The organism is Rhizobium yanglingense (assembly GCF_977109285.1).
This window is the reverse complement of record NZ_CDSAWY010000004.1, coordinates 819,424-836,055: the sequence shown is the minus strand read 5'-3', so window position 1 is coordinate 836,055 and position 16,632 is coordinate 819,424. Positions and strand designations below refer to the sequence as shown.

Annotated in this window: 12 protein-coding genes and 3 pseudogenes; 4 read left to right on the top strand and 11 right to left on the bottom strand. The window is 60.3% G+C overall.

The genetic code is table 11. The features are described from left to right. Positions 1–49 precede the first annotated feature (49 nt). The 4 genes from ACW4PC_RS09135 to trxB form a co-directional block, all read right to left on the bottom strand. Positions 50–1,174: an alkene reductase gene (locus ACW4PC_RS09135; protein ID WP_455873545.1), complete on the bottom strand. Its 1,125-nt coding sequence runs from the start codon at positions 1,172–1,174 to the stop codon at positions 50–52. A gap of 105 nt (positions 1,175–1,279) precedes the next feature. Further along, complete coding sequence (locus tag ACW4PC_RS09130) at positions 1,280–1,573, bottom strand: ArsR/SmtB family transcription factor (RefSeq protein ID WP_074069015.1); 294 nt, start codon at positions 1,571–1,573, stop codon at positions 1,280–1,282. A gap of 545 nt (positions 1,574–2,118) precedes the next feature. Continuing rightward, positions 2,119–3,015 (bottom strand): LysR family transcriptional regulator VtlR, encoded by an 897-nt coding sequence (locus ACW4PC_RS09125; RefSeq protein ID WP_455873544.1) that lies wholly within the window; start codon positions 3,013–3,015, stop codon positions 2,119–2,121. Positions 3,016–3,038: 23 nt separating this feature from the next. Beyond that, the gene (gene trxB / locus ACW4PC_RS09120) at positions 3,039–4,013 is read right to left on the bottom strand and encodes a thioredoxin-disulfide reductase (protein WP_455873543.1); all 975 of its coding nucleotides are present in this window, start codon (positions 4,011–4,013) and stop codon (positions 3,039–3,041) included. Between the two features lie 770 nt (positions 4,014–4,783). Between trxB and ACW4PC_RS09115 the strand changes: the two genes are divergently transcribed. Then, entirely contained in the window at positions 4,784–5,254 is a 471-nt protein-coding gene (locus ACW4PC_RS09115; RefSeq protein ID WP_022714252.1) for an Lrp/AsnC family transcriptional regulator, read from the top strand. Next, positions 5,247–5,510: a glycosyltransferase gene (locus tag ACW4PC_RS09110; protein WP_455873652.1), complete on the top strand. Its 264-nt coding sequence runs from the start codon at positions 5,247–5,249 to the stop codon at positions 5,508–5,510. Before ACW4PC_RS09115 ends, ACW4PC_RS09110 begins: the two co-directional genes overlap by 8 nt. Positions 5,511–5,591: 81 nt before the next feature. On the opposite strand, the pseudogene ACW4PC_RS09105 reads toward ACW4PC_RS09110, so the two are convergent. From ACW4PC_RS09105 to ACW4PC_RS09080, 6 genes and pseudogenes are all read right to left on the bottom strand, one after another. Further along, positions 5,592–6,633, bottom strand: a pseudogene (locus ACW4PC_RS09105) (glycosyltransferase family 4 protein). Positions 6,634–6,672: 39 nt separating this feature from the next. Then, complete coding sequence (greA, locus tag ACW4PC_RS09100) at positions 6,673–7,149, bottom strand: transcription elongation factor GreA (RefSeq protein WP_455873542.1); 477 nt, start codon at positions 7,147–7,149, stop codon at positions 6,673–6,675. A gap of 252 nt (positions 7,150–7,401) precedes the next feature. Then, complete coding sequence (locus ACW4PC_RS09095; protein ID WP_455873541.1) at positions 7,402–8,619, bottom strand: T6SS phospholipase effector Tle1-like catalytic domain-containing protein; 1,218 nt, start codon at positions 8,617–8,619, stop codon at positions 7,402–7,404. Between the two features lie 72 nt (positions 8,620–8,691). Further along, positions 8,692–12,178, bottom strand: a pseudogene (gene carB, locus ACW4PC_RS09090) (carbamoyl-phosphate synthase large subunit). A gap of 172 nt (positions 12,179–12,350) precedes the next feature. Beyond that, positions 12,351–13,376, bottom strand: a complete 1,026-nt coding sequence (locus ACW4PC_RS09085; protein ID WP_455873651.1) for a zinc-dependent alcohol dehydrogenase family protein — start codon at positions 13,374–13,376, stop codon at positions 12,351–12,353. A 72-nt stretch (positions 13,377–13,448) separates the two neighbouring features. Then, a pseudogene (locus tag ACW4PC_RS09080) lies at positions 13,449–13,687 on the bottom strand (LytTR family DNA-binding domain-containing protein); the annotation flags it as partial. Positions 13,688–13,920: 233 nt separating this feature from the next. Between ACW4PC_RS09080 and ypfJ the strand changes: the two are divergent. Next, positions 13,921–14,853 carry a KPN_02809 family neutral zinc metallopeptidase gene (gene ypfJ / locus ACW4PC_RS09075; protein WP_455873540.1) on the top strand — a complete coding sequence of 311 codons (933 nt, stop codon included), beginning with the start codon at positions 13,921–13,923 and terminating at the stop codon, positions 14,851–14,853. Positions 14,854–14,932: 79 nt separating this feature from the next. Here ypfJ and ACW4PC_RS09070 read toward each other — a convergent pair whose 3' ends face one another. After that, positions 14,933–15,928 carry an aldo/keto reductase gene (locus ACW4PC_RS09070; protein WP_455873539.1) on the bottom strand — a complete coding sequence of 332 codons (996 nt, stop codon included), beginning with the start codon at positions 15,926–15,928 and terminating at the stop codon, positions 14,933–14,935. A 116-nt stretch (positions 15,929–16,044) separates the two neighbouring features. Between ACW4PC_RS09070 and ACW4PC_RS09065 the strand changes: the two genes are divergently transcribed. Further along, positions 16,045–16,584, top strand: coding sequence for a helix-turn-helix domain-containing protein (locus tag ACW4PC_RS09065; RefSeq protein ID WP_455873538.1), 540 nt, complete (start codon positions 16,045–16,047; stop codon positions 16,582–16,584). The last annotated feature ends 48 nt before the right edge of the window (positions 16,585–16,632 follow it).

The following is a 16,632-nucleotide window of genomic DNA, read 5'->3' as shown; positions in this document are numbered from 1 at the left end:
GAAAAAGAAATCCCGCGCAAGGCGGGATTTCGTCCGGTACGTCTGAAGGTCAGGCGACCTTTTCGAGCAGTGGATAGTCGATGTAACCCTTTGCCCCGCCGCCATAGAAGGTGGCTTGGTCCGGCGTGTTCAGCGGAAGGTTCTTCTGCATGCGTTCGACCAGATCCGGATTGGCGATGAATGGCTTGCCGAAGGCGACCAGGTCGGCGCGGCCGTTTTCGACGGCATCGATTGCCATCTGACGGTCGTAACCGTTGTTGACCATCCAGTTTGCATGGCCGCCCGCCTTTTCATAAGCCTGGCGCAGATTCTTGTAGTCGAAGGGCGGATTTGTCCCCTGCGTGTAGTCGCGCTCGCCGCCCGTCTGGCCCTCGATAACGTGGACATAGGCGAGGTCATATCTGGCGAGGCCTTCGACGAGGTAGGTGAAAAGCGCCTGCGGATCCGAATCATAGCTTTCGCCCGAGGGTGTGACCGGCGAAATACGGATCGCCGTGCGGCCGGCACCGATTTCCCGGGTTACGGCATCGACCACCTCGAAAGTGAAGCGAGCGCGGTGTTCGATCGGGCCGCCATACTGGTCGGTACGGTCGTTGATACCATCGCGCAGGAATTGGTCGAGCAGGTAGCCGTTTGCGCCGTGGATTTCGACGCCGTCGAAGCCTGCGTCGATCGCAGCGCGCGCCGCCTTGCGATAATCCTCGATGATACCGGGAATTTCAGATGTCTCGAGCGCACGCGGCTCGGAGGTCTCCGCAAAGCTGCCGGTACCATCGGCGTTGACCAGATAGGTCTTCGCCGTCGCGACTTTATTGGTTGAGGAGACAGGTTTGCCGCCGTTCGGCTGCAGCGTGGTGTGCGAGATGCGACCGACATGCCACATCTGCACGACGATTTTACCGCCGCCTGCATGCACGGCATCAGTCACGCGCTTCCAGCCATCGAGGGCTTCCTTCTTGTAGAGGCCGGGAACGTCGGCGTAACCTTGGCCCTGGTGTGTGATGGCCGTTGCCTCGGTGATGATGAGACCGGCTGTGGCGCGCTGGCGATAATATTCGACGTTCAGATCGTTCGGGATCGCGCCGGGCGAGCGGTTGCGGGTCAGCGGTGCCATAACGATGCGGTTCCTGACGGCAATGTCGCCAATCTGCGCGGGTTCGAGAAGCTTGTTCATGGAAGTCCTTTCCTGTTCTGGCGGGAGGATCACTCCGCTATGGTGGGGCAACTCGACCCGGCGGAGAGATGGGCAAGTGCGGTGGCGACGAGGCCGATCAGGCCGTCACAGATCCTGGCTTAGTTGCTTGAGGAAGGCAGCGATCGTTTCTTCGTTGCGCTTGTAGAAAACCCATTGGCCGACGCGCCTGGTCGTGACGAGGCCGGCGCGGCTCAATGTTGCGAGATGAGCGGATACGGTCGATTGCGAAAGGCCGCAGCGCTCGAACTGGCTGGCACAGACACCCATTTCCAAAGGGTGCTCCTGGGAGGAGAAGTGCTCCTTCGGATCTTTCAGCCAATTGAGGATTTCCACCCGCATCGGATGGGAAAGCGCTTTCAGGATTTCATCTCTATCCATTGTCTCGTGCCGAACTATAAATCGAATTCGTTCGATATATGGATCGTCATTTTTCGATATGCAAATCACGAGGACGTGAGCTGTTCGGCTTTGATGAGCGCCTAAATTTTAAGCAAAAAAAAGGGCCACCGAAAGCTCGGGGCCCTTAAGGTGTGAAGGTCAAAAAACCTCCAGAGGGGAACAGCTAATGCGGTGGCACTGGGAGAGAAGCCACCGAAGTGCATCAGCTACGTGCGATATGGTGCTTTCTTGGGCAGCTTTCAATGCATTATTATGCATGCCTGCCATGCGCTGCACAAATTATGTTGCGATGCAGCGATTCTGGGCAAAAAAAGAGGGCCGCCGAAAGTTCGGGGCCCTTTAAGGTGTGAAGGTCAAAAACCTCCAGAGGGGAACAGCTAATGCGGTGGAACTGGGAGGAAAAGCCACCGTGTGCATCAGCTGAGTGCGATATGGTGTTTAATTGAGCAAACGGCAACCCTCTTTTGTGCATGCCAGTCATGCGTTGGTTGCATGGTCTGCGTTTTAGTGAACAAAAACGGGAATCAGAAGTTCCAGTTTCTCGCCTTGCTGACGATAAAATCGCGGAATGCCTTCAGCTTTGCGGCATTCTTGATTTCGTCCGGATAGCAGAAATAGGTGTCGAACGACGGCACGTCGGCGTTGATCGCTAGCTGGATAAGGCCCGGATCGCGGCCGACGATGTAATCCGGCATGCAGGCGACGCCGATGCCAAGCAGGCAGGCGCGCTTGATCGAGGTCTGGCTGTTGATCTGCAGATGCGGGATCCGCTTGTTGTCCGAAGAGCGGCCGGCAATCTCCAGCCAGTTTACGTCCAGCAGATAGCTGGGGGCGGGCTCACCGAAGGTGATGATGCGGTGATCGTCCAGATCCTCGACCGACTGAGGCTCGCCGTAGCGGTTAATATAGGAGGGTGCGGCATAGACGTGCATATGCACGGTGAAGAGCTTGCGCTGAATGAGATCGGACTGCTGCGGTTGGCGCAGGCGGATGGCGCAATCTGCGTGACGCATGTTCACGTCCAGTTCCTCGTTGTCGAGAATGAGCTGGATCTGGACGTCCGGATAAAGCTGCATGAACTCCTGGATCTTGTCCGTCAGCCAGCCCTGGCCGAGGCCGACGGTGGTGGTCACCCGCAGCTTGCCGGTGGGCGTTTCCGTCGTTTCCGTGAGCTGCATCTTCACCGTTTCGAGCTTCAGCAGCACATCATGGGCGGTGCGATAGAGCAGTTCGCCCTGTTCCGTCAGGATCAGGCCGCGGGCATGGCGGTGGAAGAGTTTGGTGCCGACGTCCTGCTCCAGCGCACTCACCTGGCGGCTGATCGCGGATTGGGAGAGATGCAGCTTGTCGGCCGCATGCGTAAACGATCCGGCCTCGGCAGCCGCGTGAAAAATACGCAGCTTGTCCCAATCCAATGGCATCCCCCCACCCCTCATAGCCGATATTACTCCGCGGCCACGGCGACGGGCATGTGGCCCGTGAGATAACGCTCGGCTTCGAGGGCGGCCATGCATCCCATGCCGGCGGCGGTAACCGCCTGCCGGAAGGTATCGTCCGTCACGTCACCTGCAGCATAGATCCCCTCTATGCTGGTTGCGGTCGAATCCGGAGCGGTCCAGAGATAGCCGTTGTCCTTGAGCTTGAGCTTGCCCTTGAAAAGTTCGGTTGCCGGTGCATGGCCGATTGCCATGAAGACGCCATCGACCGAAACGTCGCTGATGGCGCCGGTGCGGGTATCGCGCAAGCGCGCGCCGGTAACGGAAGGCGGCATCGGCGGTTTCGCCGGCGTGCCGGTGATTTCGGCGACTTCGGTGTTCCAGAGAACCGTCACATTCTCCTTCGAGAAGAGGCGCTCCTGCAGGATCTTTTCGGCGCGGAACGCATCGCGGCGGTGCACCACCGTCACCGACTTCGCGATGTTGGAAAGATAAAGGGCTTCCTCGACGGCGCTGTTGCCGCCGCCAACGACGATGACGTCCTTGTTGCGATAGAAGAAGCCATCGCAGGTGGCGCAGGCTGAAACGCCAAAGCCCTGGAAATGCTGTTCGCTTTCGATGCCGAGCCATTTTGCCTTGGCGCCGGTCGCGATGATCAGTGTATCGGCGGTCCAGACCTGGCCGCTGTCGGTGCGCGCCACGAAGGGCCGCTGGTTCATCTCGACCTCGGTGACGATGTCGCTGACGATCTCTGCGCCGACATGCTTGGCCTGCTGCAGCATCTGATCCATCAGCCACGGGCCCTGGATCGGATCGGCAAAGCCCGGATAGTTCTCGACATCCGTCGTGATCATCAACTGCCCGCCTTGCTCCATCCCGGCGATCAGCACCGGCTTCAGCATTGCGCGTGCCGCATAGACTGCGGCCGTATAGCCCGCGGGACCGGAGCCGATGATGAGAACTTTAGTGTGTCGGGCAGTCATAGTCCGGATCCTTTGGTGGCAGGCATCCTGTCGAAGCCGTGCGAGATATCGTAATAAACGCTTTTGTATAGTCTAGGGATGAACCAAGCTACCTTTCAAGGGGACAGCATGGAATACGCACAAGTGCTTGCGCTATTATCATGGGCTATCCGCAGATGTTTTTGTTGGTACGACCCCGACGCCCTCGTTTTCGCTGGCTGATGCTGTTATCGACCATTTCATCCACACCGCTACAACAGAGAGCCAGCCATGGGCAAGCGCCGATCACCATTTCCGTTGAAGGATCCGCGAGCAAGTACCAAGAGATATTGAAAACAGTGCCTGACGAAAGGCGGTATCGATTTTGTCTATGATGGATCTGTAACCCATTCTTCTCCCGTCCAATCAGTCGAGCGCGGCTCAACATCCCGGATTTGGGCATCGGATCAGATGAAGAAGCCTTAAGGATCGAGGTGCATATAGGGCCGCTTTCGCGCTATTTCTACCTCGCTAGAGGCTTGGTGTTGCCGAGGTCACTGCATCTCGGCAGCAACACGATTATAAAGCAAGGCGGTTCGGTAGACGCTTAACGAGGACGATGTATGGATTGGCGCGGGTGCTAAATACTGTGTGGTTTGCACTCATCATAGGCGTGCATGCCCTCGTCAAGGGCAAGTTCGCACCTCAACTGAATATACTTTGGCAGCGAAGCGCGGCGTTTGAAGTTGTCGCGGGCAATAATAGGAAGCGGCCTGCAAAGGGCCGATCGAAAAGAAACAGGAAGCTCTACCATGGTGATGCGCGTCGAACTTGATGCAATAGATATGAAGATTCTGCGCGAGCTCCAGAATGATGGCCGGATGACGAATGTCGAACTTGCCGAGCGGGTCGGTATATCGGCGCCGCCGTGTCTCAGGCGGGTGCGTAAGCTGGAAGAATCCGGCTTCATCCGTGGCTATCGGGCGCTTTTGAATGCGCCGGCGCTCGGTTATGATCTGGTGGCCTTCTGTATGGTCGGTCTGAAACATCAGTCGGATGCCAATCTGAAGGCATTTGCGAAGCAGACAGCCAATTGGCCGCTCGTGCGAGAGGCCTGGATGGTGTCGGGCGAATCCGATTTTCTCTTGCAGTGCGTCGCTGAGAACCTTGCGGGCTTTCAGGATTTCGTGATCGAAGAGCTCACGGCCACAGAGAATGTGGATACCGTGCGGACGATGTTGACCATCCGACAGGTAAAGGATGTCTCTCTGGTAGATATTTAAACATACTGGCGCGCGGTATCTCTTAGGTCCATGGGCGCATTGTTCCGCGCTGCTGTCGAACCATGAGCTGCTCGGCAAGGCTATCCTCGAAGCCTGTGCGCCGCACAAGCCGGTAGTCTCGAGTCGGTCGGAGGGGCCGAGCTGCGCGAACGGTCTCTTTGCCGAAATCGGCGATGTCGATAGTTTCGCGAAGGCGATCGAGCGGCTGATCAATGATCCTGTCCTCGCCGCCAAGCTGGCGGCAACGCGACGCTGATAAGCCGGTTCTCGGAAGATGCGGTCGCTAGTACCTATCTCGAACGTTTCAAGCGCAAGCCGTAATCGATAGAATTGACCGCTACCGCCGTAGAAGATCCTCATAGACGGCCTTCAACGCCGTCGCTTCGCCTTCCAGCGCAAAATTCGCCCGCACATGCGTGAGCGCAATCTCGCCACTGGCGAGCGCCCTTTGTGGATCGGCGAGATAGGGGGCGATTGCCTTCGTGAGAGCTTCGCCATCGCCGGCCGGAACGACGCTTCCGTTCGTCCCATCCTCGATCATTTCGGCATAGGCTCCGGCGTCCGATGCCACAACCGCAGTCTTCGAGGCCATAGCTTCGAGAGGCGTCAGCCCGAAACCCTCATTTCGGGAAGGAGCAACATATAGGGTTAGGCGGCGATACCAGACCTTGATGTCTGGCACTTCGCCCAGAAAGACGATCCGATCGGCAAGGCCGGCGGCGGCGATATCGGCCTTCAGCTTGTCGGCGAAAGCTCTATGCTCTGCCGTTGCCCGGCCGGAGATCACCGCCGTCCAATCCGGATGTTGCGGCAGCAGATCGATCATCGACCGGACGAAAAGGTCGGTGCCTTTCTGATGCCGGAGGCGGCCGAAGCAGCCGACGAGATACCTGCCGGGCAGGCCGGTGGCCTCTATGGTGTCCTCGGCGGTCCGGGGTGGATGGAAAAGTTCCAGATCGACGCCGTGGCGGATCACAATATGCGGCACCTGGAGGAAAGAGCCGGACCGGGCATTGGTCGCGACGACCGCGTCCATCCGGCGGATAAGCCAGCGGGTGTAGGCGGTATGGCGGCGCTGGGCGGCCGACGTAAAAAGCAGCTTCAGCGGCATGCGCAACACGTGCCGCAGCACGATACCAGCGGCCATCTCGTTGTTGCGTCGTGCGTGCCATACGCGCTGCCGGCGTCCGGCTGACGGACGCCATGCGCCAAGAAGCTGTCTCCATGTCAGCTTCGGTAGGTCTTTCGGTAAGCCGGGGCCGAGCGCCGCAATCTTGATGCCGAGTCTGACCTGGAGGGGAATCAAGCTGAACGATCGTCGACGTGACGCCGGACAGGCGCTGCTTGAAGTTCGGTGCGATGATTTCGACGTCAGCAATATCGATTGCGGCCGGCTTGACCGTTTTCGCCACAGGCAATCAACCCCAGGAGATCGACAGGACTTCGTAGGCTTTCGAGCCGCCCGGTGCGATGACCTCGATGGAATTGCCGACTACCTTGCCGATCAGCGCGCGGGCGATCGGGGAGGAGATGGAAATGCGGCCGGCTTTTACGTCGGCTTCCTGATCGCCGACGATCTGGTAGGTCTTTTCTTCCTCGGTGTCCTCGTCGACGAGTTTGACCTTGGCGCCGAACTTGATCTTGTCGCCGGACATCTTCGCAAGGTCGATCACTTCGGCGCGCGCCGTCAGGTCTTCGAGCTCGCTGATGCGGCCCTCGTTGTGGCTCTGCGCTTCCTTGGCTGCGTGATATTCGGCGTTTTCGGAAAGATCGCCATGGGCACGGGCTTCGGCGATCGCTTCGATGATGCGCGGGCGCTCCTCCTGCTGACGCCAGCGCAGCTCTTCCTGCAGCTTGACGAAACCACCCTGTGTCATCGGAACCTTATCAACCATTTTCCTGTCCTTTGATCTTCGTGTCCTATAGTCAGGCAGCGACACAAAAGAAAACAGGTCCCGAAGGGGACTTCGGAACCGTGCAATAATCCTAATCGCCCGCTTATAGCAGATCGTTGCCGCCGATTTCCATAAAATTCGTAATGTGGCGCGGCCGGCTAACTGTCTCCCCGCAGCACGCCGATCGCGTTGGTGAAGATGTGAGTCGGATCAAGCGCTTGGACAAGTGATCGCAGAGAGTGATTCAAGCGGTTAAGAAACGAAGTCAGGATCTGCAGGCAGATTCGGCGGATTGTAGGGGCTGGCATTCATCCGTTCCTTGACCGAGATATGGATCAGCGCATCATCCCGAATGAAGCGTCGGTCGCTCAACGGGAAATAGATCGCATTGCGGTTGCCGTGCCTGCGCCAGGAATTTTCCGGCACGCGCCGCGGAATGTATTCGAGGATTTTCCATCCGGCGTTCATGGAATCATGGAAGGGAGCAGTGGCGTCCAGCGGCACATACTTCTTCCCGCCTTTTCCGAGCACGATGTCGTTGACGATGCGGGTGCGGTAGAGGAGCCCGGCCGGTTGCGTTTCCTGGATCATCCAGGCGAGGGGGATCTTGACTGCCCCGCTTTGCGCTTCCGGATAGCCGCCGCCGATATCGCCGTGGACGCCTGCGAACCATACTTCCCGGAAATTCTGCTTCGCCACCGGTGCCTTCGGCCGGAACGGGCGGCCCCAATATTCCTGGTCCCGCTCCCAGAGCTCTGGCTGGAACATGGTCCGCCGTTCATCTATGGCGACTGCGTGCCGCACCCATTCGACGCTCGGGTTCTTGCGGGTGAAAGGATGGGTCTTGAACTGCGGAAACCATTTCCCCGTTTCGATCACTGAGGTCACCGTATCGAAAAGACCAAGCAGCTTGATCGGCGGGCGGTCGTTTCTGAGCATACGTTCGTAGAGACGCATGGCGGTGAAAGCAGAGGACGGATCCTCGCCACCATTCTCTGCAGCGCCACCGGCTTTCTCTTCGTGCGCGGAAATTCCCTTGTAGGTCCTGTAGGCATAATCGAGCAGGTTGAGATGATGCCGGCTTGTAAGGCCGAAGGCATGGATGAAACCCGCTAGCACCCGCGCCGAATAGGCGCCACGGCTGAAGCCGAAGATGTAGATGCGGTCTCGGTCGGAATGCCGCCGAGCGGCGTCGGGAGGGCCGCGATCGTAGTTTTCAACCAGGAAGCGATAGGCTTCCTTGACGTTCTGGTCGAGGCCCCAGCCCGTCGCGAGCCCGAAAACCTCATAGGATTTGCGAAGCAGTCTCGACCAGGCATTGGCCGCGCCGAACGTACCGACGCCTGGATCGTAGTAGACGATCTGCTCATCCGAGCGTTTCAAGGTGCCGAACAGTCTGACAATATTGGTCCGGTCGGCCGAAATCTCGTTCGATGTGCCATCGAACAGAATGACGATGTTCTTTGCCATCAACCGCTCCGGATGTGCCGCCGCAACGGTAACATCCGGGAGGTTTTACGGCAACTTCCGGTCGTCAAATGCTCAGAAATAGCTCTGCAGCGGGCGAACCTCGAGGTTGCCGGCCTTCAGCGCCTTGATCGCCTGGGCGGCTGCTTCGGCACCGGCCATGGTCGTATAATACGGCACCTTCTGCATCAGTGTCGCGCGGCGGAGCGACTTCGAATCGGAGATCGCCTTGTTGCCGTCCGTCGTGTTGATGACTAGTTGGACCTGGCGGTTGCGGATCGCATCTTCGATGTGCGGACGGCCTTCGAGCACCTTGTTGATCTTCGTCGCTTCGATGCCATTTTCAGCCGAAGAAGCGTTGCGTGCCGCCGGTGGCGAGTACCTTGAAACCTTCGCCTACAAGAACACGGATCGCAGGCAGCACGCGCGGCTTGTCGTGGTCGCGAACGGAGACGAAGACCGTCCCGTCACGCGGCAGTTCAACGCCGGCACCGAGCTGCGACTTGGCGAAGGCAAGGGCGAAATCGGTGTCGAGGCCGATGACCTCCCCGGTCGAGCGCATTTCAGGCCCAAGCAGCGTATCGACGCCCGGGAAGCGGGCGAAGGGGAAGACCGCCTCCTTGACGGCGATGTGCTTCAGGGCGCGCGGATCGGGCTTTTGGCCGTAGGCGGCGAAGGCCGCATCCAGCTTTTCGCCGGCCATGACGCGGGCGGCGATCTTGGCAATCGGCGCGCCGATGGTCTTTGCCACGAATGGCACGGTGCGCGAGGCGCGCGGGTTGACTTCGAGGACGTAGACGGTGCTGTCCTTGATAGCGAACTGCACGTTCATCAGGCCGCCGACATTCAGAGCCTTGGCCATGGCCCTTGCCTGACGCTCGAGCTCGTCGAGCAAGTCCCCCGACAGCGAGCGCGGCGGCAGCGAGCAGGCCGAGTCGCCGGAATGGATGCCGGCTTCTTCGATGTGCTCCATGATGCCCGCGACGTAGACGTCATCGCCATCGGAGAGGCAGTCGACGTCGACCTCGATGGCGTTCGTCAGGTAGCTGTCGAAGAGCAGCGGGTTCTTGCCGAGCAGCGTGTTGATCTGGCCGGTCTTGTCGTTCGGATAGCGCTGCTTGATGTCTTCCGGAACCAGTTCCGGAACGGTGTCGAGCAGATAGGTCTGCAGCATCGATTCCGAGTGGATGATCTGCATGGCGCGGCCGCCGAGAACGTAGGAGGGGCGTACCACCAGCGGGAAGCCGATTTCGGCGGCGACGAGGCGGGCCTGCTCGACGGAATAGGCAATTCCGTTGTTCGGCTGGTTGAGGTCGAGCTTCATCAGGAGCTTCTGGAAGCGGTCGCGGTCTTCGGCAAGGTCGATCGCATCCGGCGCGGTGCCGAGGATCGGGATGCCGTTCTTTTCCAGCGCTTCGGCAAGCTTCAGCGGCGTCTGACCGCCGAACTGGACGATGACGCCGACGACCTCACCCTTTTCCTGCTCGGCGCGCAGGATCTCGATCACGTCTTCGGCCGTTAGCGGCTCGAAATAGAGGCGGTCGGAGGTGTCGTAGTCGGTCGAGACCGTTTCGGGGTTGCAGTTGATCATGATCGCTTCGTAGCCGGCATCCTTCAATGCGAAGGCGGCGTGGCAGCAACAGTAATCGAACTCGATACCCTGCCCGATACGGTTCGGACCGCCGCCGAGGATGACGACCTTCTTGCGGTCGGAGACCTGCGCCTCGGAGCGGGCGGCGCCGACGAAGGGCGTTTCGTAAGTCGAATACATATAGGCAGTCGGCGAGGCGAACTCGGCCGCGCAGGTGTCGATGCGCTTGAAAACCGGGCGGACATTCAGGCTGTTGCGAAGTTCCGCCACTTCTTTCGGACGCTTGTTCGTCAGCGTCGCGAGGCGCGCGTCCGAAAAGCCCATGGCCTTCAGCATGCGCAGGTTTACGGCGTCGTTCGGTAGGCCATGCTCGCGGATACGGGCCTCCATGTCGACGATCGCCTTGAACTGGGCGATGAACCACGGGTCGATCTTGGAGCCCTCGTGAACCTCGGCCTCGCTCATGCCCTGGCGCAGTGCCTGGGCAACCATACGCAGGCGATCGGGCGTCGGCGTGCCGATCGCGGCACGGATGGCGTTCTGGCTGGACTCGCCTTCCTCGACGTCTGGAATTTCGATTTCATCAAGGCCGGTCAAGCCCGTTTCGAGGCCGCGGAGCGCCTTCTGCAGTGATTCGGCGAAGGTGCGGCCGATCGCCATGACTTCGCCGACGGACTTCATCGCCGTCGTCAAGATCGGCGAGGCGCCCGGGAACTTTTCGAAGGCAAAGCGCGGGATCTTGGTGACGACATAGTCGATCGACGGTTCGAAGGAGGCGGGTGTGGCGCCACCGGTGATGTCGTTTTCCAGTTCGTCCAGCGTGTAGCCGATCGCGAGTTTCGCCGCGACCTTGGCGATCGGGAAACCGGTTGCCTTGGAGGCGAGGGCCGAAGAGCGCGAAACGCGCGGGTTCATCTCGATGACCACGAGGCGGCCGTCCTTCGGATTGACGGCGAACTGGACGTTTGAGCCGCCAGTCTCGACGCCGATCTCGCGCAGCACCGCAATCGAGGCGTTGCGCATGATCTGATATTCCTTGTCGGTCAGCGTCAGCGCCGGCGCGACGGTGATCGAGTCGCCGGTGTGGACGCCCATCGGATCAATGTTTTCGATCGAGCAGATGATGATGCAATTGTCCGCCTTGTCGCGGACGACTTCCATTTCATATTCCTTCCAGCCGAGGACCGACTCCTCGATCAGCACTTCGGTCGTGGGCGAAGCATCGAGGCCGCCGCCGACGATGTCGAAGAATTCCGAACGGTTGTAGGCAATGCCGCCGCCGGTGCCGCCGAGGGTGAAGGACGGGCGGATGATGGCCGGCAGGCCGACGTCATCGAGCGCCTGAGCGGCGATCGCCATTGCGTGGTTCAAATAGCGCTGCTTGCGGTCGCTCTCGCCCAGGTTCCACTGGTTTTCCAGATCGTCCAGCGCAGTGTCGAGCGCGGCGCCGGAGAGGCTTTCGCGCAGCTTTGTGCGCTCGGCCTCGTGCATCTTGCGGTCGGCGTCCTTGATGTCTGTGGCGTTCGCCAGCATCGAGCGCGGCGTTTCCAGCCCGATGCGGGCCATGGCTTCACGGAAGAGGGCGCGGTCTTCCGCCATGTCGATCGCCGCCGGCTTGGCGCCGATCATCTCGACATTGTATCGGTCGAGCACACCCATGCGCTTTAGCGAAAGAGCCGTGTTCAGCGCCGTCTGGCCGCCCATGGTCGGCAGCAGCGCATCCGGCCGCTCCTTGGCGATGATCTTGGCGACGACTTCCGGGGTGATCGGCTCGACATAGGTCGCGTCCGCAAGACCCGGGTCAGTCATGATTGTCGCCGGGTTGGAGTTGACAAGGATGACCCTGTAGCCTTCCTCCTTCAGCGCCTTGCAGGCCTGGGTGCCGGAATAGTCGAATTCGCAAGCCTGGCCAATGACGATCGGTCCCGCGCCGATGATGAGGATCGATTTGATGTCTTGGCGCTTCGGCATGGACGATATCCGTTTCTAGCTGCGCAAAAAGCCGGCCAGGGTGGGAGGCACCGGGTCGGTCGCGCACGAGGGGTCTTTTCAGGCTAGAAGCGGCTTATAGGCAAATGTATTTGCAAACGGAACCCCATAAATCGCGGAATCGACAGGAATCCGAAAACTCCTGAAATGCCGTTCACGGGCCGGGTACCACAATGACGCGTATCTCGCCGTTGCGTGCCGGATTGGCGATCGCTTCCGGCGCGTTATCAAGCCCGATCCGGCGGGAGATGAGAGGCTCGACCTTGATGACGCCCGAGGCGATCAGGTCCGCAGCGCGGCCGTGGGTGAAGGGGTTCAGAAACGAGTTCACCAGCTTGATCTCGCGAAACAGCAGATCGAAGGGCTGCATGGAAATCCTGGCGCCTTGCGGCATGACACCGAGGATCACGACGGTGCCGCCGCGGCGGGCGAGGAGAGGAGCCTGTTCCATGGTCTCCGCAACGCCGGCGCATTCGATCACCACATCGGCACCGCCCGGCAGAAGGCCGTGGTCCGCCGTCACCAGATCGGCGACGTCGCCTGCTGAGGGGTCGGCCGTTGCCGTGGCGCCAAGGTCTTCGGCAAGCCGCCGTTTATCGGCGTTTCGCGTCACCAGCACGACGCGTGTTGCCCCGGCGAGCCGCGCAAGCTGCACGACCAGCAGTCCGATCACGCCACCGCCGAGCACGGCCACGGATGCGCCGGCCCTGATCTTTGCCAGATCGACGCCGTGCAGACAGCAGGCGAGGGGTTCACAAAAGGCGCCATGCAGCGGTGCCAGCGACTGAGGCAGTTCGAACGCCTGCTGCTCCGGCATGCAGACATATTCGGCAAAACCGCCATCCCGATGAATGCCGATCGCCTGCAGGTTCCGGCAGAGATTGACACGTCCGCGCTGGCACTCCGGGCAGCGTCCGCAGGCGATGTTCGGGTCGCCGGTCACCCGCATGCCGGGGCGAAAGGCTGTCACGCCTTGCCCAACGGCTTCGATGATGCCGACGAATTCGTGCCCGAGTGTCACCGGCGTCTTCGACGGAAATTCACCCCGGAAGAGATGGCGGTCGGTGCCGCAGATGCCGCAGGCTTCGACCTTCACCAGCATTTCGCCATGGCCTGGCACCGGCTTTTCCATTCGGCTCACGGCAAGCCGTCCCGTCGCTTCCAGGCGTACAGCTTTCATCATGTCCTCCCGCATCCTCTCCTTCAGTGAGGGCGAAAGCGGGAGTCACGTCAAGCATTTGGTGCATTTTCTTCAACCGAAGCGACGGCGCACCTCAGCCGCATAGCCACGGCTGACCGGAATTTCGAAGGCCTCGCGCGTCAGGATAAGGAGCTTTTCGTTGTCCCGCTTCAAGCGCTCGACATGGGCATCGGCGGTCCCATGCGAGCGATGAACCTGCAGCCCGGCTGTGGCGCCCGTCTCCTTCAGCGCGTCGGTAAAGCGCAAAGAACACGAGTTCGCGGCCGAGGCGTCACGACTTCGGTGTAGTATCTTGCACCGGTCTGTTCACTCTGGTGCCGGGGCGGATCATGAATGAAGTGATCTTCAGCGGGAACGATACGGCTTCCGCGATGGCCGGCATTGTGCCCGCGACGATCGGTGCCATTCTTGCGCTTTGTCCGCGTCTAAAACCCTTTGCCTGAAACCTGCTGGCCTTCACGCCCTCGCCGGATATATAATTGCCTTAGAGCGCAGGCCTGCGCATCGCCAGGGGAGAGTTCAGATGGAATGGAAGGGGCGCCGCCAGTCGGACAATGTCGAGGATCGCCGCGGTGATGCGACAGGTGGCGGGTTCGGCCGTAATCCGTTCGGCCGCAACGGCGGCTTCAGCTTTCCAACCGGCGGCGGTATGGGACGCAGGGGCGGCGGGCTTTCGATCGGAACGATCATCTTCCTCGTTGTCATCTATCTGATCTTCAAGGCGATGGGCATCGACCTGATGCAGGTGTTGGATGGCGGCATGACGGGCGGCTCCGGCTACGAGCAGAGCCAATCGGAAGGCACTAGCACGCCCGCCGATGACGAGATGACCGCATTCATGCGTACCGTGCTGGCCGAGACCGAGGACACCTGGCAGGGCATCTTCCAGGCTCAGGGCAGGGATTATGAGGAGCCAACACTGGTGCTCTTTGCGGACGCTACGCGATCGGCCTGCGGTTTCGCATCCGCCGCCAGCGGACCGTTCTATTGCCCCGGCGATCACAAGGTCTATCTCGACACCGCGTTCTTCCAGGAGCTCGAGAGAAAATTTGGCGCCTCCGGCGACTTCGCCGAAGCTTACGTCGTCGCCCATGAAGTGGGCCACCACGTCCAGAACCTGCTCGGCATCCTGCCAAAGTTCAACGAGGCGCGCCAGCGCATGAGCGAAGCCGAGGCCAACAAGATGTCGGTGCGCGTCGAGCTGCAGGCCGATTGCTTTGCAGGCATCTGGGGGAAATATACCGAGCAGAAAGGCATGCTCGATGCCGGAGACCTTGAAGAGGCGCTGAACGCCGCTCAGCAGATCGGCGACGACACGCTGCAGAAGCGCAGCCAGGGCTATGTCGTGCCGGAAAGCTTCAATCACGGCACGTCGGACCAGCGCATGCGCTGGTTCAAGCGAGGCTTCGACAGCGGCCAGCTCGCCGCCTGCGATACGTTCTCCGGGCCGGTTTGAGCGAGCATCTTTTGCTCAACCCTCGCCTGATTTTGACAGGGAGGGGGCTGGGGAGGGCTGCCAGCAGGAGCTTATGGTCCTATTTTTCGCTGTCCATATGCTGCAATTGCGCATCCGGGTAGCGCGCACCTGCCGCCGCATCCTTCGGCACGGCGCGTTCGATGGTGCCCATATCATCTGCAGAAAGCTCGACGGCTCTTGAGCCGAGCGCTTCCGTCAGCCGGTCGCGGCGGCGGGCGCCGACGAGCGGGATAATGTCCTTGCCCTGTGCGGCAACCCAGGCGATTGCGATCTGGGCGACTGAAACCCGCTTTGCCTCGGCGATCTTGCGGAGTTCTTCGACGAGCGCCAGGTTCTGGTCGATATTACCTTCCTGGAAACGGGGGCTGTAGCCACGAAAATCGCCTTTGCCCGATTCCTGGCCCTTCTGCCAGTGGCCGCTGATCAAGCCGCGCGAGAGCACGCCGTAAGCGGTGATCGAGATGCCGAGTTCGCGGCAGGTGGGCAGAATTCCATCTTCGATGCCGCGGGAAATCAGTGAATATTCGATCTGAACATCGACGATCGGATGAACGGCCGCCGCCCTGCGGATCGTGTCGGCGCCGACTTCGGAAAGGCCGACATGCCGGACATAACCGGCCTTGATCATGTCGGCGATCGCGCCGACGGTCTCTTCGATCGGCACGTTCGGGTCGAGGCGGGCAGGGCGGTAGATGTCGATGTAATCGACACCGAGACGCTGCAGCGAGTAGGCGACGAAGTTCTTGAGCGCCGCCGGCCGGCAATCGTAGCCGAGCCACGTGCCCTGCGGATCGCGGAGCGCTCCTGTCTTGACGCTGATCACGACATTCTCGCGTTTGCGGCCCTTCAGCGCTTCGCCGATCAGCATCTCGTTATGGCCCATGCCGTAGAAATCTCCCGTATCCAGCAGGTTGACGCCGGCATCCAGAGCGGCATGGATGGTGGCGATGCCCTCTTCGCGATCCGAAGGGCCATACATGCCCGACATACCCATGCAACCGAGGCCGATGGCGGAAACTTCAGGCCCGGTCTTTGCCAAACGATAGGTGTGCATCTCTCTTTCCCTTTTTTTGATACCCTAGCGGCATCCTCAGACGTGTTTTACCCGGTCGGATTTTGTGCAATAACCCGTATAATATTGGACAACCTGTACGGAACTGCGCACAATGGATGACTTTGCCTCTCAGTGATCTGGCTGCCTTTGCCACCATTGCAAGGGAACGGAACCTTCGCACGGCAGCCCGCAAACATGGTGTGCCGCCATCTTCGCTTAGCGCATCTCTCCGTAGCCTCGAACAGCGGCTCGGCGTGCGTTTCCTCAACCGCCACGACCCGCAGCATGACGCCGACCCAACCAGGCGAAAGGCTGCTGGAGCGCCTCGTGCTCGGCGCTTGGCGATTGTTTCGGCACCCGGTCAAAGCGGCGCAGGTCTCGACTGGGAGGTCGAGAGCGACGGCGAAACGCTGGTGATCTCGCCGTCCGGGCCGCTGGTGGCCAACGTCATCGAGATGGAGGTGGTTCTGCGTTCGCCGGTCTCATCGGCTCCTTCGAGGAAGGGCTCGCTCCAACCATTGCACGTGGCGAACTCGCGCCGATCTGGCGATCCTTCAGGAATGCAGTCACCGAATTCTGCGGACCGTGCTCAATTATGCCAGCCACACGCACATGCCGCCTGCACTGCGCGCCTTGTCGATTTCTTGAAGGAATAGCGGCGGCCCGCTTAAAGTCCCCTGTTTGTTCCGCCCGCCGATCAATTT